The sequence below is a fragment of the Postechiella marina genome, assembly GCF_039538365.1.
Classification (GTDB): Bacteria; Bacteroidota; Bacteroidia; order Flavobacteriales; family Flavobacteriaceae; genus Postechiella; species Postechiella marina.
Genome location: NZ_BAABCA010000008.1, coordinates 14,169 through 34,092 on the forward strand (window position 1 = coordinate 14,169; position 19,924 = coordinate 34,092).

Sequence of the window (19,924 nt, forward strand, 5' to 3'; positions counted from 1 at the left end):
CAGACGGTGATGGCGATCCATTAACATTAGTAGTACCAGGCGAAGGGACATGGACTTACGATCCAACAACGGATGATTTAACGTTCACTCCAGAAACGACCTCAGGCGGATTTGGATCAAATTTCACAGACGATCCAACGCCAATCGATTATGTTTTAACGGAGACTCAAACGGGATTAACAGATACCGCAACAGTAACGGTAGATTACGTTATTGAAGCCCCAGTAGCAGAAGATGATTCGAGTTTAGGTAATGTAGCCGGAGCAGTAACCATCGATCCATTAATAGCAAATGGCGGAGGAGTAGATGCCGATTCAGACGGTACTATCGATCCTACTACGGTAAGTTTAGTAGCACCAACAAATGCAACAAGTATTGTAACGGATGCCAATGGCGATGTGACAAGTTTCGCAGTACCAAACGAAGGCTCATGGAGTGTAGATGAAACTACAGGAGCGATAACATTCACACCGTTAGCAACGTTTACAAACGATCCAACCGTGATTAGTTATAATGTAGAAGATAACGATGGCAATGTATCTAACGATGCTACGGTAACGATTACATATGTTATTGTAACGACTGATGCTATTAATGATGTTAATAATACATTTGTAGATGTTGCAGTAAATGGAAATGTAATAACGAATGATGAAGATGCTGAAGGCGATACACAAACAGTATCAAGTTATGATCCATTAAGTACATCAGGAGGTACAGTAACTATGAGTCCAAATGGAGATTATATTTACACACCACCAACTGGTTTTATAGGAACAGATACGTTTACATATACTGTATGTGATGATGGCACGCCACAAGCTTGTGATACAGCTACAGTAACTATAGATGTGTTTGAAGATCCAAATGCAGATGTTAATGAAGTTGTAGCAAACAATGATACAGCTACAACAGAGTCAGGTAGCCCGGTAGATGTTGTTGTGTTAGCAAATGATTTAGATCCAGAAGGCGATACTTTTACGGTAACACCAGGATCTGTAAGTACACCAACTAACGGAACAGTTGTAGAGAATGCAGATGGAACAATTACATATACACCAAATGCAGGATTTGAAGGAGAAGATGTCTTTACTTATGAAGTATGCGATAGTGGAAGTCCACAAGCTTGTGATACAGCCACGGTAACTGTAACAGTAGATCCTGCAGATGCAGATAATGATACTTATGCAAATGATGATGCCTATAACGGGAATCCAAACGCAGATATCACAGGAAATTTATTAGATAATGATACAGATCCAGAAGGTAACACGCAAACAATAACAAGTACACCTGTTGATGATGTAGATAACGGTACGTTAGTATTAAATCCTGACGGAACATTTACTTACACACCATATCCGGGCTTTACAGGAACAGATAGTTTTGTGTACGAAGTATGTGATGATGGAACGCCAACGGTATGCGATCAAGCAACAGTTTATATTACAGTAAATCCTATTGTTAATCCAATGATTGAACTATTAAAAACTGCTAGTGTAGATGCTGGAATAGATAATCACATTAATGAAGGTGATATTATTACCTACACATTTACTGTTGAAAATACAGGGGATGTAACAGTGAGTAATATTACGGTAACTGATGTTATGTTAGGCGTAACAGACTTACCAGTAATCTCTGGAACTTTAGATCCTACGGAAACTGGAGTTGTAACTTTTGATTACACAATAACAGCAGCAGATATTGCAGCAGGAAGAATAGAAAATACAGCAACAGCAAACGGAGTAGACCCTTATGGAGACCCTGTTACTGATATTTCTGATGATCCAAATGATGCAGATACAACAGATACAGAAGGTGACGGAGAAGCAGATGGACCAACAATAACAGCATTGCCAAGTCAATTGTTAGAATTGACTAAGGATGGTGCTTATATTGATGGGGATTCAGACGGAGTTGTTGAAGTAGGAGAGATTATTACTTATACATTCACTGTTGAGAATATTGGTAACATAGACGTAACCGGTATTACAATAGACGATGCTAGAATAGGCGTTGCAGGATTAGCGATAGACCCAATAGATTTAGCTCCAGGCGAGACAGGTACAGTAACATTTGATTATTCTATCACGCAAACAGATATTGATGCAGATGCTGTTTATAATACAGCAACAGCAAATGGAACAACATCAGAAGGGCCAGTATTTGATGATTCTGAAGATCCAACACCTTTAGATCCTTCGCATACATTATACGATGCAACATGTCCAGATTGTACAGTAACACCATTAACAAGTCCTCAAATAGAGTTGTTAAAAACTGCAGATCTAGATATAGGAGATGATGGCGTTGTAAAAGCAGGAGAAATAATTACATATACATTTACTGTTGTTAATACAGGAAATGTTACTGTAGAAGGTATAACGGTTACAGATAATATGTTAGGTGTAACAGATGCTCCAATAGTATCTCCATTATTAATACCAGGTCAAGTAGGTGTTTACACTTTTGAATATGAAATTACTGAAGCAGATATTGCAGCAGGAAGTATAGAGAATACAGCAACAGCTAATGGTGTAGATCCATCAGGAAATCCTGTAAGTGATATTTCAGATGATCCAAATGATACGGATACTACTGATGTAGAGGGAGATGGGGAAGCAGATGGACCAACAGTAACGTTTATACCAAGTCCAATGGCAGATATTGTAACTGTTAAAGACGATGGGTTTGATAAATATTTACCAGGAACAGATGTTGTATACACAATTACAGTAACAAATAATGGGCCGAGTGATGCTGTTAATGTTATAGTAAGCGATCCAATGCCATCAGGAATTGTTGATGTTACATGGGTTGGCGATAATGGCGCAAGCGGAACAGGTGATTTAGACGATACAATAGCCATATTAGTAAATGGTGACACTGTAACTTACACAGTAACTTTAAGCGTGCCATTTGAGTTTACAGGAGATTTAACAAACACAGTAACTGTAATAAGTGACACCATTGATCCAGACCCAACATGTACAAGTTGTTCTGATACTAATACTTTAGAGCCGGTAGCAGATATAGCTATTACAAAAGAAGCTAGTGTAGAATCAGCCCTTGTAAACGATGAAATAACCTTTACAATCTCGGCAGAGAATAAAGGTCCTCAAGAGGCAACTAATATCTTAATAGAAGAGATGTTGCCTAGCGGATATGAGTACATTTCACACATAACAACATCTGGAGTTTATAATGAAGATTCAGGATTGTGGACCATAGACGCCTTAGCGTTTAACGATGTAGAACTTTTAGAGGTAACTGTTAAAGTGCTAAATGCTACAGATTACACCAATGTAGCATCAGTATTAAGTTTAGATCAGGTAGATTTAGATGATAGTAACAATGAAGATGAAGTAACTTTAGGTGTTGTACTATCTACAACATGTATTGAAGTATTTACATCATTTACACCTCATAATGTAGATGGAATTAATGACTTCTTTACTATAGATTGTATTGAGAATTATCCAAAAAATACCTTAGAGATTTATAACAGATGGGGTTATTTAGTTTACTCTGCCGATGGTTATAATAATACTTGGGATGGAATTTCAAACGGACCAAGAACCATTAACGACGAAGACAAAGTACCAGCAGGAACTTATTACTATGTGTTAGATTTAGGTCAAGGTGATGAGCCAAGAGTAGGATGGATTTATATAAACTAATTAAAGCAGTTAGATAAAAAAAATAAAAGATAAAAAATGGAAATACAATATAACATGTTAAAATGCATAGTTCTATTTAGCTTCTTCTACTTAATAGTAGGAGAGGTTGGAGCTCAACAAGATCCACATTACACACAATATATGTATAATACAATGACGGTTAATCCTGGTTATGCAGGTACCGGAGGCGATTTTACAGTAACTGGGTTGTACCGAACGCAATGGGTTGGAATAGATGGCGCTCCAAAAACAATGACGTTGGGTGTAGAGTCTCAATTAGGAGAACGTGTTGGTATAGGTGTTAATGTTCTTCAAGACGAGTTAGGTCCATCTAATGAAGTTTATTTCGACGGAAACTTTTCTTATACCATTCCCGTAGGATACGAAACCAATTTATCTTTTGGTCTAAAAGGTGGTGTGAGGTTTTTAGATGTCGATTTTACTAAAGCAAGTGCACAGCAGCAAAACGACCCTAATTTAGTTAATATAGACTCAAAACTTTTACCAACTTTTGGAGGTGGACTTTATTTACACCACAATACCAAATGGTATGTAGGCTTATCGGTTCCTAATATTTTAAATACAGAACATTATGATGAGCTAGAACAAGCTGTTGTTAGTGAGCGTTTGCATTTCTTTTTAATAGGTGGTTTAATATTTAACTTAAACGATGATTTAAAGTTTAAACCTGCTTTTATGGCAAAAGCTGTTACTGGAGCGCCATTAGCCATAGATTTATCTGCTAATTTTTTACTTAAAGAAAAACTTACTCTCGGTTTGGCTTACAGATGGAGTACTTCGGTAAGTGCCTTAGCTGGTTTCCAAATCTCTCCAGAGTTATTTATTGGTTATGCTTACGATTATGCAAGAAGTCCATTAAATGAATTTACAAGCGGATCGCACGAAATTATGTTAAGATTCAACATCTTACAACCAGGAAAAATTAAATCTCCAAGATTCTTCTAAAAAAATATATTATGAATAAAATTAAAATACTATTAGCTATATGTGTATGTTTTACTTTTTCCGGTATGTTTGGGCAAAGTAAAGTTGTGGCAGAGCGCTATTTTAAAGAATATGCTTATGTTAAATCTGCAGAATTATACAGTAACATAGTTAAAAAAGGAGATTCGTCGCAAGTAGTTTTACAACGTTTAGCAGATTCATATTATAACAACTTTAATGTTGTAGAAGCTAATAAATGGTATACATTACTTTTTAATAAGTATAAAGTTGTTGTAGATAGTGAATACTATTACAAATATGGTTTAACATTAAAAGCTGTTGGAGAATTAGACTCGGCAAAAGAAATGTTTGCACAATACGCCTCTTTAGAAAAAGACGATGTAAGAGCTAAATATGTAATTTCTGGTTTAATCGAAGATAAAAGTAAAGAGTTTATTTACGATAATATTACAAATTTAGCTATTAATACTAGCTATTCAGATTTTAATGGTTTTGTAAAAGATAGTTTACTTTATGTGTTTTCTACACAACCAACTTCTGGTCATGGAAAAAAAATATATAAGTGGAATAAACAACCTTTTTTAAATGTTTACACAGGAAATATTAAAGATGAAAATCAAGTAGAAGAATTAAATATCGTAAAAGGAGATGTAAATTCTAAATACCACGAAGCCACCTTAGCAATTACTAAAGATGGTAAAACAATGTTTTTTACAAGAGATAATTACTTAAATAGAAGATTAAGAAAAGCAAAAGATAGAACGACTAACTTAAAACTTTATAGAGTAGATTTTGAAGATGGTAAATGGAAAAATGAAAAAGAATTACCCTTTAATAGTAACGAATATTCTGTAGGTCATCCTACTTTAAGTCTTGATGAAAAAGAATTGTATTTCGTTTCGGATATGCCAGGAACTATTGGAGGAACAGATATTTTTAAAGTAGCTTTAGATGTAAAAAATAACTTATACGGTGAGCCTAAAAACTTGGGTGAAGTTATTAATACGGAAGGGATGGAAATGTTCCCTTATATAAACGAAGATAATACCATGTATTTTTCGTCTAATGGACGTTTTGGTTTAGGACTTTTAGATGTTTATAAAACATCATTAAATTCTAATGATAAAGAAGAGAATAAAGTTTACAATTTAGGAGATCCTATTAATAGTAATATGGACGATTTTGCATTTACTTTAAAAGGCAAGAATAGTGGTTATTTCTCTTCAAATAGAGCAGGAGGTAAAGGAGACGACGATGTTTATAGTTTTAAGGCAGCAGAACGTGAGTTGCCATGTATTCAAAGTATAATTGGTGTAGTTACAGATAGTTATACTAAGCAAATATTACCAGAAGCAACAGTTAAGTTAATAGATAAAAATGGAAAGGTTTTAAAAGAAATGCTTAGCGATATAGATGGCAAGTATAGCTTTGTTGATGTGCCATGCGATAGCCAATACACTATTGTTGGTTCTAAGTTAGATTATGTTTCTGATAAAGAAAACGTTATTACAGATTTAGAACGCGATAAAGAAAATAAAACGGATTTAGTTTTACAACCATTAATAGTTGGAGACGAGATTGTAATTAATCCTATTTTCTTCGATTTTGATAAGTATATTGTTCGAGAAGATGCGCAATACGAACTAGAGAAAATAGTTACAGTTATGGGGAATCACCCAGAAATGATTATTAAAATAGAGTCTCATACAGATAGTCGTGGTTCAAAAGAGTATAACAGGTCGTTGTCAGATAAAAGAGCGAAATTTACAAGGTTCTACTTGTATTCTCGAGGCATTAGAAAAGAGCGTATTGTAAGTGCTATAGGTTACGGGGAAGATCAGTTGTTAAATAATTGTGATGATGCCAATACAAATAATTGTACAGAAGAAGAACATCAACGTAATCGTAGATCTAAGTTTATTATAGTAAGTGGCGCAAACGATGTTAAAGCAACCGATCCAAGTGTGGCTCCTTTACATAAAATAGATAAGAAGCCAGGAAGGAATTAAGAACTGTTAACGGTTTTTAAAAGTAAAAAAAGTGATATAAAGAAAAGCTAAATAATATTTTATAGTAGCTTTCTTAATATCACTTTTTAAGATTAATTTAGTTTTTTTTGATTATAAGGTATTTTTTGTTTAACTTTTGCTAAGCCTTTTTATTCCCTAAGAGCATATATTTATAGTTTGTGAACTGTTTATGATTTGTAATTTGGTAATGCATGAAAGATTCTTATTCTCAAAATAATTTCTCTAATACATATGATTCGTTTGAGAAAATATTTAATAATACGTATAATGGTATAGTTATTTTATCGTTAGATGGCGATTGGATAAAAGTTAACAATAGCATATGCAATTTATTAGGTTATACAAAACATGAATTGTATAACATGAAAATTGAAAACATAGTATTTAGAGACGATTTAGGCGTACATGCCACAAAATATAACCGTTTAATTCAAGGTAAAATAGATAGGTATAGAGTTAGGCAACGTTATTTTCATAAAGACGGATCTATTGTTTGGGTGTTAATATCTGCATCACTAATATTAAGTAAAGATGCAAAACCCAGTCAATTAATATGGCAATTTTCAGATATAACAAGTAGAAAATTAAATCAAGATAAATTAAAATTAATGCTTGGAGTTATAAGGGAGCAGAATGAAAGACTCATTTCATTTGCCGATATAATTACTCATAATTTAAGATCGCATTCTGGAAATTTGTCAACCATAAAAGGCTTTCTAGAAGAAGAGTTTAGTTGGTTAAGTAATAATGAAAATTTTATTCTTTTAGCAAAAGCGATAGAGAATTTAGAAGAAACAGTTTTTCACCTAACACAGGTATCTAAAATAAAAGTTGTAGAAGAAACTAAATTACATCTATTAAATTTATGTGCATACATTGAAAAAGCCATTTATAATGTCGCAGCAATTGCTAAAAATACCAATACCACAATAATAAATAATGTAGAAGATGATTTACTTGTAAAGGGACTTCCAGCATATTTAGATAGTATAATTTTAAACTTTTTAACCAATGCTATAAAATATAGGTCAGAAAAAAGAGCTCCACAAATTATATTAAATTCTAGGTTGCAAGGTAATTTTACAGTTTTAGAAATAGTAGACAATGGTTTAGGAATAGATTTAGAAAAAAATAAAGACAATCTTTTTAAAATGTATAAAACTTTTCATGCCAATAAAGATGCCTTGGGTATAGGCTTGTTTATAACAAAAAACCATATAGAGTCTTTAGGTGGTAAAGTAGAAGTTATTAGTAAAGTAGACGGAGGAACTACGTTTTCTGTGTTCTTAAAAACAGCTATTTAAATTAAAAATTGGTATTAATATATTTTATGAGAAATTGTTTTTTTAATGATGTTGTTTGCTTTTTTATTTTTAAAAAAGGAATTATTTTTATAAAATAAAATGAGAGAGATGGGGAATACAGTAGGGCTTTTAAATGAAGAATTATTCGAAAATATTTTTAATTATGCAGTTGGAGGAATAGCCATAATAAGCACTAAGGGTGAATGGATTAGAATTAACGACAGCATAGTATCTCAATTAGGCTATTCTAAAGAGGAGCTTTATAAAAAGACATTTCAAGATATTACTCATAGAGACGATTTATCTAAAGATTTAAATTTGATGCATGCCTTATTGCGTGACGAAATTTCGAATTACGAAATTGAAAAACGTTATTTTCATAAAAATGGTACTGTAATCTGGGCATTATTATCTGTTTCTCTTATTAGAGATTCTACTGGAAATCCTAAATATTTTATTTCTCAAATAAGAGATATATCTCAGCAAAAAAAGGATAGAGAAGAACTCGAAGTTATGCTAAATGTAACTAAAGAGCAAAACAGTAAACTAAGTGATTTTGCAGATATTATAACCCATAATTTACGAACACACTCTTCTAACTTAACAACCTTAATGGGGTTTATAGCAGAAGAAAATGAAGATTGTGATTTAGAGAAAAGCGAAAATTTTGGTTATTTAAAAGAGTCTGTCGCAAACTTAAATGAAACGGTAAATCATTTAACAGAAATTTCAAAAATAAAGTCTTTAAAAGTAGAAGACGTTAAGTCTCTAAATTTATATGCTTATGCATCTCAGGCTATATATAATGTTAGTGGTTTAGCAAAGCATAGCAATTGTTCTATAATAAACGAAGTTAATAAAGATCATTTTTTATGGGCAATTCCTGCTTATTTAGATAGTATTATTTTAAACTTTCTGACAAATGCTATAAAATATAGGTCAAACAAAAGACAGCCTATAATAAATCTTTATAGTGAGGTAGAAGATGATTTTGTTGTTCTACATATTAAAGATAACGGTATAGGGATAGATTTAGAGCAGTTTGGAAGCGAAATTTTTAAAATGTATAAAACATTCCATAAGTATGAAGACGCTAGAGGAGTTGGCTTATTTATAACCAAAAATCATATAGAGTATTTAGGCGGTAAAGTATCTGTTACCAGTAAAGTAGATCAAGGAACTACTTTTTCTGTGTTTTTAAAGAAATGTGTATAAAAAAAAGCGAGCCATTTGGCTCGCTTTTTTTTATGCTCTTAAAGGTTGATTTGTAATTAAATCGATATATTGATTAACCTTATTTTTTAATTCTCTTCTTTGGGTTATAAAATCTAAAAAACCATGTTCTAATAAAAACTCTGAAGTTTGAAAACCTTCAGGTAATTCTTTTCCTGTAGTATCTCTTACAATACGAGGTCCTGCAAAACCTATTAAGGCTCCAGGCTCACTAATATTAATATCGCCTAGCATGGCAAAAGAAGCGGTAGTTCCTCCTGTTGTTGGATCTGTACATAAAGATATATATGGAATGCTAGCATCTGCTAACTGTGCTAGTTTCACAGATGTTTTTGCTAATTGCATTAAAGATAATGCAGCTTCCATCATTCTAGCTCCTCCAGATTTCGAAATTACCATTAATGGAATATTATTTTTTAATGAGTAATCTGCAGCACGTGCAATTTTCTCACCAACAACACTTCCCATAGATCCGCCAATAAAGGCAAAATCCATACAAGCAATTACTAAATCTTTTCCTTTAGATTTACCAACAGCTGTTTTTACAGCATCTTTTAAATTTGTTTTTGCTTGCGCAGCTTTTAATCGTTCTGGGTATTTTTTTGTGTCCTCGAATTTTAAAGGATCTTTAGATTCTAAATTGGCATCTAGTTCTTTAAATGTATTATCATCAAAAAGAATTTCGAAGTATTCTTTACTGCCAATACGAACATGGTAACCATCTTCTGGGCTTACATAAAAATTTTGTTCTAATTCTTTTGTGTCAACTATTTTACCAGTTGGCGATTTGTACCAAAGACCTTTTGGAGTGTCTTTTTTTTCTTGTGTTGTTGTTTGTATTCCTTTATCTTTTCTTTTAAACCAAGACATAGTGTTTACGTTTTATAATCCTTTTTGTTTAATTGTTTAAGGATTGGTTTTCGTTTTAAGATTTTATATCGTAAAACGTATTTTTTGTTAGGGGTGTTATATTACCTTATTTAAAAGTAATAAAACCTTTTGCTTTGATTAGGATAAACTTTATTCCTAGCTACAAAATTAACCCTTTTTTTAATTTTGGGGTAACACCAAAGTAATTTTATTAATAAAACTCTTGAAAGTGCCTTGTAATATGGCGTGTTGGTATGTTTTAAACTAAAAAGATCTTGCTATATAGCAAGATCTTTTATGTGTTTTTGTAATAAAATACGTTATTCTATAATGTGTTTACGTTGTTTAAGTCTTCAAAAGCTTTCTTTAAACGCTCTACAAATGTAACTTCTCCAGCACGTAACCATACTCTTGGATCGTAGTGTTTTTTGTTAGGTACATCTGCACCATCTGGGTTACCAATTTGAGCTTTTAAATACTCAGATTTAGCTCCCATGTAATCACGAATACCAGTCATGAATGCATATTGTAAATCTGTGTCAATATTCATTTTTATTACACCGTAGCTAATTCCTTCTCTAATTTCTTCTACTGTAGATCCAGATCCACCGTGGAATACAAAATCGATATGGTTTTCTTCAACACCGTATTTTTTTGTAATAAATTCTTGAGAATTTTTTAAGATTTTTGGAGTTAACTTTACATTTCCTGGTTTGTAAACACCGTGTACGTTTCCAAAAGCTGCAGCAATAGTAAATTGATCGCTAACTTTACTTAATTCTTCGTAGGCGTAAGCGACTTCTTCTGGTTGAGTGTATAGTTTAGAATCGTCTACATCTGTATTATCGACACCATCTTCTTCACCACCTGTAATACCTAATTCTATTTCTAAAGTCATACCCATTTTAGACATTCTTTCTAAATAAGTTTTACAAACTTCAATATTTTCTTCTATTGGTTCTTCAGAAAGATCAATCATATGAGAACTGAAAAGAGATTTTCCTGTTTCAGCAAAATGTTTTTCAGAAGCATCTAATAAACCGTCTATCCAAGGTAATAATTTTTTAGCACAGTGGTCTGTGTGTAAAATTACTGGAACACCGTAAGCCTCTGCCATAGTGTGTACGTGTTTTGCACCTGCAATAGCACCTGCAATAGCAGATTGTTGGTTCTCGTTACTTAAACCTTTTCCTGCGTTAAATTGAGCGCCTCCATTAGAAAATTGAATTATAACTGGAGCGTTTAAAGACTTTGCAGTTTCTAAAACACCATTAATAGTATCAGATCCAATAACGTTTACTGCTGGTAAAGCATAACCATTTGCTTTTGCGTGGTTAAATATTTCTTGAACTTCTTTACCTGTAGCTACACCTGGTTTTATGTTATGTCCCATTTTTATTTTTTAGATTAATTAATATTTTCAATCCATCAAAAGTAATCAATTTTTAATTATATATAACTGATTTGGCGTGCAGAAAACTCTAAAATAAGCGAAAACGTTATAGTGTTATTTTTATTTTTTTTGAGAATTAAAAAGGATAGTTAATACCTATATTATACACAGCATGGCCAAAATTGTAATCGTTAAACCAACGATTTTTGTCTTGATAAAAAGGATCGTAGGTTTTAAATCCAACATCAAGTCGGAAGATAAAAAAGCTAAAGTCGTAGCGTAAACCAAATCCAGAACCTATGGCTATATCTTTTAAAGAATTAAAATTGGTAAAAGTCGCTTTGTCATCTTCAACATCGTCTAGAGCATTCCAAATGTTACCAGTGTCCACAAAAATAGCACCATATAAATCTTCGAATATATTAAAACGTTGTTCTAAGCTTAAGGCTATTTTTAAGTTAGCTTCGTTAAACTCGTTAGTTGTTTCAGAGCTTCCTGGTCCCAAACTATATGCAGTCCAGGCTCTATTGTCGTTAGCTCCACCTGCAAAAAAACTTTTAGAAAATGGTATATTTGAAGAGTTACCGTAGGGTATTGCTATACCAAAATAGCTACGCATAGCAAATACGTTTTTTTTTCCTAAATCCCAATGTTTAACATAGTCTAACTCTGTTTTTATATACTGCGAGTATGCAACATTAAAAAGTTCGTAACGGTCGTTACTATCTTTTTTTAAACCTAAAAGATTTGAAGCATTGGACAATAAATTACCTGCTGCTTCTACTTTAAAACGAAAAATAGAGAAGTTTTCATCAAATAAATTTGTGCGTTTATCTTTTGTAAAACTAAAACTAGAAGATAATATTAAGTTGTCTTCTGTTAATCGGTTTTTACGCTCGTTAATTGCAGAAACCGTTTGGTAATCTTCATCGTTAGACGATAATGATGTATTTCCACTAAGTACATCCGTAATAAAAGCATCTGTTTGTATAGGATAATCTAGATTATTATCACCATTGTAGTTTAAAGATTCTGCAATACCGTTTAATGTATTATACGATGTACTATAAACTCCAAAGTAATTATTAGGGTTTAAGTTACGTACGTATTGTGCGTTAAATAAATCTAGTTTATTAGTTACTTTACTATTTGGTCTCCAATTGTAATTAAAAGTACCCGAAAAGGTTTGCTTATCTAGACCTATGTTTTTTTGACTAGAAGCAGATATGCTAATTCTAGTGCTAGGCGACATGTATTTTGGTATTATTTTATTGGTGTTAAATGGAGAAAATAGGCGCGGAATAGTTAGATTAAAATCTATACCTAATTCGTTAATATCAAAAAATTGCTCGCGTTCGTTTTTGTTATCCTTTGAAGCACCTATAGATCCAAATGCAGAGATTTCTAGAGTCTCGGCACCTTTAAAAATATTTCGAATTTGTAAACTAGGGTTTAACGAAAAACCTACAGACTGAATGTTGCTTTGCGATGCTTCGGCATCAAAGCCTAAGCTAAACTTTTTTAAAGGTGTTAAGTAAATATTAGTAGTTAGGGTAGAGTCTGCATGTTCTATGTTTTCAATATTAGGGTATTTAAATGTTCTTAATTCACTAATATGTCTGTATGTTAAAGTTCTATCTATATCTTTATAAATAGTGTTAGGGTTAACAAAAATAGCATCGGTAAGCGCTTTAGGTCTATAGCGCATTTTATTATAACTGTAAAGGGTGTAACCCTTGTAAGCAATAGAGTCTAAATACGGTTTCCCTTCGTTAGCATAAGAGTTGTCTGTAAAAACATTAACTTTCTTTATTTTGTAAATTTTAAAAGGTTCTCTTCCAATAGAGTCTTGATACCTTACCGTTTTATTCGATATTTTAAAGTCGACATTTACTTTTTTATTCGTACCAATGGTATCTATTTCTACACTTACATAATCCTGTTTAAAGTGATAAACACCAAGGTTACGTAGCTCGTTAGTAATACGCTTACGCTCTAATTCGAAATTTGTAGTTTTATATTGCTCGTTAGGTTTTATAAACGATTTGTTTTTAAAGGTTTGGTATAACGAATCTACAATAGGTGTTGCTATGCTAGAAGATATAGAGTCTATAATAAAAGGCGTGCCTGTTTCTGTTTTGTATGTAATGTAAGCTCTTTTATTATCTTTTCTATCTATGGTATAAGACGATTTTGCGTTAAACCAACCATTGTTTATATGATAGTCTTGTAATCGTTTTACAGTTTTTTTAGTTTTTTGCTCGTCTACAATTACAGGAGCTTCTCCTGTTTTTTTTAACCAATTATTAAAATCTATAGAAGACTCTTTAACTTTTAAAAGTTGTTTTTTAGATAGTTTTCGCTCTAGTCTTTCTCTACGTTTTGGCTTTTTATTTAACCAAACCTCAAAAAGGGAATCTTTGTTGGGTCTGGCGGTATTATAAATGTGTAAGCCTAGTGGTGTATTAAGTATTTTTTTATTTGGCTTTTGATGTATAAGGCTGTTTATTGTTTCAGAGTTGTCTTTTTCATCATTAATTAAAACCGTATTTTTATCTAATAAGTATTCGCCTTCAGTAAGACGTTTTGTACTATCGCAAGCTGTTAAATTCCAGATAGTGAAAGCGAAAAGCAGTATTTTAAGATGTTGTTGTTTCAAATGAAATTATAATTAATTCAAGTTTTTTGTTTAAATACTAACTTTATTTAATGTGATAATATATTTTGAGGTCAAAAATACTAATATTTAATGTGAAAAAACATTTAAATAATTATAGCTAATATAACTACAGCAATTATTTTTTCATTTTCTTTATAATCTAATTTTAAAGCATTAATTTTAGCTTAAATGATATCTAAGAATCAAATAAAATTAATAACAAGTTTAAAGCAAAAAAAGTATAGATTAGAGCATAAACTTTTTGTTGTTGAAGGTATAAAAACAATAAAAGAGTTGTTAAAATCGGACTTGATACTTGATGCGTTATACACCACAGAAACCTTCAATATTGATGCCAAAGACGAAGTTTTAATTAAGGAAACCGATTTAAAACGTATTAGTTTTTTAACAACGCCTAATAAAGCTTTAGCGGTGTTTAAAATTCCGAATGCTAAGCCTATACATAACAACGAATTAATAGTAGCTCTTGATGATATTAGAGATCCGGGAAATTTAGGTACCATTATACGATTATGCGATTGGTTTGGTATTAAAGACTTGGTGTGTAGCAAAGCTACTGTAGATTGTTTTAATCCTAAAGTAATACAAGCTACAATGGGTTCTATAACAAGAGTAAATATAAGCTACGTAAATTTAGTAGATTATTTAAAAACAACCAGTTTACCAGTTTTTGGGGCTTTTATGGAAGGAGAAAATGTATATACAAAGCAAATGCCTAAAAAAGGTATTTTGGTAATGGGTAACGAGGCCAATGGCGTATCTAAAACAGTAGAAGGTTTGGTGAGTAATAAAATATCAATACCGCGTTTTGGAGACTTACAAGAAACAGAAAGTTTAAATGTTGCCACAGCCACAGCTATTTTACTAAGTGAGTTTAAAAGAGGGTAGTGCTTTTTTTTATTTTAAAACCAACTGCTAGTAGCAAGTAACCAATAACTACTGAAACGTAAAATTAATAAACACACCACGAGTTTGCATGCTTTTTATGTTGCTAGTCCAAGGGCTATTAGGGTCTTCGTCTCTAACTAGCTCGTCGCCTAGACCAAATAGACCACGAATAGAAGGTGTAAATTTAAAATTGTATAAGTAAAAATCTATACCAAAACCAAGCTCGTAAAACAATGAGTTTTTTACCATTCTAAACTGGCCATTACTATTGTCTTCTGGGTTATCTTCGTTACTAGATAGGTTTAAAGCGGTAGAAATACCACCAACAATAAAAGGTTTAAAATTATTTATACGTTTTGTAGATAGTTTAACTAATAAAGGAATGTGAATGTAAGTAGATTTAACTTCTCTTAATAAATCTCTTTGTTTTACATCTGTTAGGCCTTCAAAATAAGATTGGCTGTAGTGTAAATTTCTTGTAGTAATCATTAAACCTGGCTCTAAGCGCAGATCTATAAAACTATTTACACGTAAATTACCAATTAACCCTACGTTAAAACCAGGACTACGCTCTACGTAAACATCGCGCAAATCTTCGTAATAGTCAAAATTGAAATCGTAATTACTAAAACCTAAAAAATAGCCCCATCTTAAAAACTTATAATCTGTTGTACCTCGACCTTGGTTGGCATCGTAGGTAATTTTTTCTTTTTTAAATAGTTGGGCTTCTGCTGTTTGTACAGCAAAAATAAAGGCTATTAAAACAAGTAGGTTTTTCATTTTATTATTTTGATGACACATAAATGGTGGCTACACCAAATGTTTGCGGAAAATCTTCAACATTAATAAACCCCGTTTTTCGTAAAATATTGTTCAAAGCTTCTCCGTAAGGAAAAACAGATGCCGATTCGCATAAATATTTATAAGCTGTTTTATCTTTAGAAAACGTTCTGCCAATAAGTGGAAGAATGTTTTTAGTGTAAAAATTATAACCTTGTTTATAAGGCGCTTTATCTGGCATAGAGGTTTCTAAAATAACAAAAGAACCACCAGGTTTTAATACACGTAATATTTCTTTTAAACCGTTTTCTAGAGTTTCGAAATTACGAATACCAAACGATACGGTTATGGCATCGAAGGTATTATCGTTAAAAGGCATGTTTTCAGAGTCTCCTAAAACCATTTCTATTTTAGAGTTTAGGCCTTTACGGTTTATTTTTTCTTTACCAATTTCTAGCATACCGCTACTAATGTCTAGTCCTACAATTTTAGAGGCATTAGTTTCGGCTAGGTTAATGGCTAAATCGCCTGTACCTGTAGCGATATCTAAAATAGATTCAGGTTGTTTCTCTTTTACAATTTTAACAACTTTTTTTCGCCATTTAATATCTATTCCAAAAGAGATTACACGGTTTAAACCGTCGTAATCGCCAGAAATAGTATCAAACATTTGGGTAACTTGTTCTTTTTTACCTAAATCGCTGTCTTTGTATGGTTTTACTTTTGACAAATCTTCAATGTTTTTTTGCGAAATTACATAATTTATTTTGACTAGGTAAATGATTTTTTTAAAATCAAAACATGGTTTGATGTCTTCTGTTCACTGATAAAACAGACTTTAACAGTAATGCACCGCGTGAGGGATTGTAGTGAAAAGCCCACAGCGTAGGCACGAAGCGAGGACTTGTAGCGTAAAGCACGACCGTAGCTACTTTTACAAGGTTTTTTACCTTGAAAGAGTAGCGTAGGGCACGCCCAATTTATGGTGTTAATTTTTAATGTTAGTATTTGAGTTGCCTACTGCGTATTGTAATATCTATTTTATAGTTATCTTTGCTCTACTTTTTATGATGATTAAATAATGAAAATAATTATTGCTGGAGCTGGTGAGGTAGGATTTCACTTAGCCAAATTATTGTCTTACGAGTCTCAAGAGATTACGTTAATAGACACCAATAAGGATAGCTTAGCTTATGCAGATACTCAGCTAGATATTAAAGTTATTAAGGGAGATGCAACATCTATTGCTATCTTAAAAGAGGCGCGTGTTAATAATAATGATTTGTTAATTGCAGTTACAGCGTCTGAAACTACAAATATTACCGTGTGTGTATTGGCAAAGCAATTGGGCTCTAAGCGTACTATTGCTAGAATTAGTAATACCGAGTTTATAAACCATAAAGACGAGGTTGGTTTTACTAAATTTGGTATAGATGAGTTAATTTCGCCAGAGGCTTTGGCAGCATCTGAAATTGAATTGTCGCTTAAACAATCGTCTTTTGAAGATAACTACGAGTTTGAAGATGGCGCATTAACAATGGCGCGTTTAACCTTATCTAAAAAGGCCTCTTTTGTAGGTAAAACGGTTAAAGAAGCAGCACAGATTTTTCCAGAAATACACTTTGTACCCATTGCTATACAGCGCGCTGGCACACAATATACGTTAATACCAAGAGGCGATACCGAATTTAAAGAAGGCGACAGTGTTGTGTTTATAACATCGGAAGGTGGAGGTGGAGAGCTTTGTAAACTGTCTGGTAAAGCCAATCAAGATATTAAAAATGTTATGATACTTGGAGGGAGCCAAATAGGTTATAAATCGGCTAAATATTTGAGCAATAAAGGTTATAATATTAAACTTTTAGAAAAAAATAAAGAACGTGCTTTCGATATTGCAGACGAGCTGCCAGATGTGCTTGTTATTAATAGCGATGGTAGAAATGTTAATATTCTAGACGAAGAAAACATTTGCGATATGGATGCTTTTATTGCAGTTGGCGATAACTCTGAAACCAATATAATGTCTTGTTTAGTTGCAAAATCTAAAGGGGTTAAAAAATCTATAGCTTTAGTGGAAAATATGGACTATTTCGAGCTTTCACATTCTATTGGCATAGATACTTTAATAAATAAAAAATTACTAGCTGCCAATAATATTTTTAGATATATACGTAAAGGCGAGGTGGTTGCCATGACTAAACTTAGTAACATGAATGCAGAGTTATTAGAGTTTGAAGTTAAAGCAACATCGGTAGTTTGTAATAAAAGAATAAGACATATAGATTTTCCAAGGTCTGCCATTATTGGAGGTGTAATTAGAGAAGGCGTAGGATTAATAGCGCTTGGTAGTTTTAGAATTCAAGAAGGCGACCGCGTTGTTGTTTGCAGTTTACTACGTTCTATAAAAGGTGTAGAAAAATTATTTCTTTAAGATTTACAGATGAAGTTAAAACTGAATTATAAAATAATTTTTCACTTTTTAGGATTGCTTATTCTTTTTAACGGAGGCTTTATTCTATTATCGTCTTTAGTAAGTTATTTTTATAAAGATGGTGTGGCAACACAATTGTTTATAGCAGGTTTTGTTACACTAATTATTGGTGTAGTATCTATGTTTTTTACACGACGCCATAAAAAAGAAATGAATAAACGCGAAGGTTACATTGTTGTAAGTTTTGGGTGGGTTATTATGGCGCTTTCTGGTACCATGCCATATATGATAACTGGAGCAATACCAGATTTTTCGAGTGCTTTTTTCGAAACCATGTCTGGATTTACAACCACAGGCGCATCTATTTTAAACGATATAGAAGCTGTGCCAAAAGGTGTTTTATTCTGGCGAAGCTTAACACACTGGATTGGTGGTATGGGTATTATCGTGCTAGCCATTGCTATTTTACCGCTTTTAGGTATTGGTGGCATGCAGCTTTTTGCAGCCGAGGCGCCAGGACCAAGTGCAGATAAATTACACCCCAGAATTACAGATACAGCAAAACGTTTGTGGCTTATTTATTTTGGCTACACTGCAGCCGAAACTATTTTGTTACAAGTTGCAGGTATGTCTTTTTTCGATGCTATAAACCACTCACTATGTACCTTGTCTACCGGTGGTTTTTCTACCAAAAATGCTAGTGTTGCTTATTGGAATAATGAGCCCGTAATACAATACATTATTATTGTTTTTATGTTTTTAGCAGGAGCAAACTTTGTTTTAAGTTACTTTGCTTTTAAAGGTAAAGTGCAAAAAATATTAGGAGACGAAGAGTTTAAACTTTACTTTAGGTTTGTAGCTATTTTTACAATAATAGCAGCATTAATAATTTACTTTAGGGCCGATTTAAGTGTGTCTAGCATAGAACACCCTATGGTTTGGGGTAAAGCCGAAAGTGCTTTTAGGCATTCTTTATTTCAAGTTTTAGCCATTATTACTACAACAGGTTTTGTAACCGCAGATTATACATTATGGACCCCCTTTTTGGCTGTTTTCTTTTTCGGTCTCATGTTTCTTGGTGGCTCTGCGGGGAGTACCTCTGGAGGTGTAAAAGTAGTGCGCCATTTATTACTTATTAAAAACGGATTTATAGAGTTTAAACGAGCCTTGCATCCTAATGCTATTTTACCTGTTAGGTATAATAAAAAAGCGGTTTCTGGCGATATTGTATTTAATGTTTTGGCCTTTTTTATTCTATATATGCTCTCTTTTATTATTGGCTCTTTGGGCTTTTCTATGATGGATATCGATTTTGAATCTTCTGTAGGTTTGGCAGCATCTAGTTTAGGTAACGTAGGTCCTGCTTTGGGCGAATTTGGACCTGTAAATAATTACGCAGCACTGCCTGCCATTGGTAAGTGGTGGTGTAGTTTCCTTATGTTAATTGGACGTTTGGAACTTTTTACTGTACTCGTTTTATTTACACCATTCTTTTGGCGAAATAGATAATTTAAAATTAAATTTTTTGGCATTACCTAAAGGTCGCGCTTTCCACTAAATCTTTTTAAAAGGTCGCGTATAAGTACAATAAAAACAAATGTTTGTTAAATTTAGTACTTACCAAAGTTATAGGTTTCCATCTTTTAAAAAGGATACCGTATCAATC

The 19,924-nt window shown here is 32.6% G+C and carries 13 protein-coding genes; 8 read left to right on the forward strand and 5 right to left on the reverse strand.

Annotated elements, in window-relative coordinates; all coding sequences use genetic code 11:
• From ABD715_RS16570 to ABD715_RS16590, 5 genes are all read left to right on the forward strand, one after another.
• Positions 1-3,683: DUF7507 domain-containing protein (locus ABD715_RS16570; protein ID WP_344789462.1), on the forward strand; the 3,683-nt coding region annotated here is incomplete at its 5' end.
• 36 nt (positions 3,684-3,719) lie between these two features.
• Positions 3,720-4,649, forward strand: a complete 930-nt coding sequence (locus tag ABD715_RS16575) for a PorP/SprF family type IX secretion system membrane protein (protein ID WP_344789463.1) — start codon at positions 3,720-3,722, stop codon at positions 4,647-4,649.
• 11 nt (positions 4,650-4,660) lie between these two features.
• A complete protein-coding gene (locus ABD715_RS16580) occupies positions 4,661-6,658 on the forward strand; it encodes an OmpA family protein (protein WP_344789464.1) in 1,998 nt (665 codons plus the stop codon).
• A gap of 212 nt (positions 6,659-6,870) precedes the next feature.
• On the forward strand, positions 6,871-7,983 hold the full coding sequence (locus ABD715_RS16585; protein WP_344789465.1) for a PAS domain S-box protein: 1,113 nt from the start codon (positions 6,871-6,873) through the stop codon (positions 7,981-7,983).
• A gap of 108 nt (positions 7,984-8,091) precedes the next feature.
• Positions 8,092-9,198, forward strand: a complete 1,107-nt coding sequence (locus ABD715_RS16590; protein ID WP_344789466.1) for a sensor histidine kinase — start codon at positions 8,092-8,094, stop codon at positions 9,196-9,198.
• A 30-nt stretch (positions 9,199-9,228) separates the two neighbouring features.
• Here the strand turns inward: ABD715_RS16590 and accD are convergent, their stop codons facing one another.
• The 3 genes from accD to tamL form a co-directional block, all read right to left on the reverse strand.
• Positions 9,229-10,086: an acetyl-CoA carboxylase, carboxyltransferase subunit beta gene (gene accD, locus ABD715_RS16595; RefSeq protein WP_344789467.1), complete on the reverse strand. Its 858-nt coding sequence runs from the start codon at positions 10,084-10,086 to the stop codon at positions 9,229-9,231.
• Between the two features lie 325 nt (positions 10,087-10,411).
• The gene (fbaA, locus tag ABD715_RS16600; RefSeq protein ID WP_344789468.1) at positions 10,412-11,479 is read right to left on the reverse strand and encodes a class II fructose-bisphosphate aldolase; all 1,068 of its coding nucleotides are present in this window, start codon (positions 11,477-11,479) and stop codon (positions 10,412-10,414) included.
• Between the two features lie 136 nt (positions 11,480-11,615).
• On the reverse strand, positions 11,616-14,138 hold the full coding sequence (gene tamL, locus ABD715_RS16605) for a translocation and assembly module lipoprotein TamL (protein WP_344789469.1): 2,523 nt from the start codon (positions 14,136-14,138) through the stop codon (positions 11,616-11,618).
• Between the two features lie 189 nt (positions 14,139-14,327).
• Between tamL and ABD715_RS16610 the strand changes: the two genes are divergently transcribed.
• Positions 14,328-15,047, forward strand: coding sequence for a TrmH family RNA methyltransferase (locus ABD715_RS16610; protein ID WP_344789470.1), 720 nt, complete (start codon positions 14,328-14,330; stop codon positions 15,045-15,047).
• A gap of 48 nt (positions 15,048-15,095) precedes the next feature.
• Here the strand turns inward: ABD715_RS16610 and porT are convergent, their stop codons facing one another.
• Both porT and ubiE read right to left on the reverse strand, forming a co-directional pair.
• A complete protein-coding gene (gene porT, locus ABD715_RS16615) occupies positions 15,096-15,827 on the reverse strand; it encodes a type IX secretion/gliding motility protein PorT/SprT (protein ID WP_344789471.1) in 732 nt (243 codons plus the stop codon).
• Between the two features lie 4 nt (positions 15,828-15,831).
• Positions 15,832-16,557: a bifunctional demethylmenaquinone methyltransferase/2-methoxy-6-polyprenyl-1,4-benzoquinol methylase UbiE gene (ubiE, locus tag ABD715_RS16620; protein ID WP_344789472.1), complete on the reverse strand. Its 726-nt coding sequence runs from the start codon at positions 16,555-16,557 to the stop codon at positions 15,832-15,834.
• Between the two features lie 351 nt (positions 16,558-16,908).
• On the opposite strand from ubiE, the gene trkA reads away from it, so the two are divergent.
• Positions 16,909-18,258, forward strand: a complete 1,350-nt coding sequence (gene trkA / locus ABD715_RS16625) for a Trk system potassium transporter TrkA (protein ID WP_344789473.1) — start codon at positions 16,909-16,911, stop codon at positions 18,256-18,258.
• 9 nt (positions 18,259-18,267) lie between these two features.
• Positions 18,268-19,767, forward strand: coding sequence for a TrkH family potassium uptake protein (locus tag ABD715_RS16630; protein ID WP_344789474.1), 1,500 nt, complete (start codon positions 18,268-18,270; stop codon positions 19,765-19,767).
• Positions 19,768-19,924: the final 157 nt, after the last annotated feature.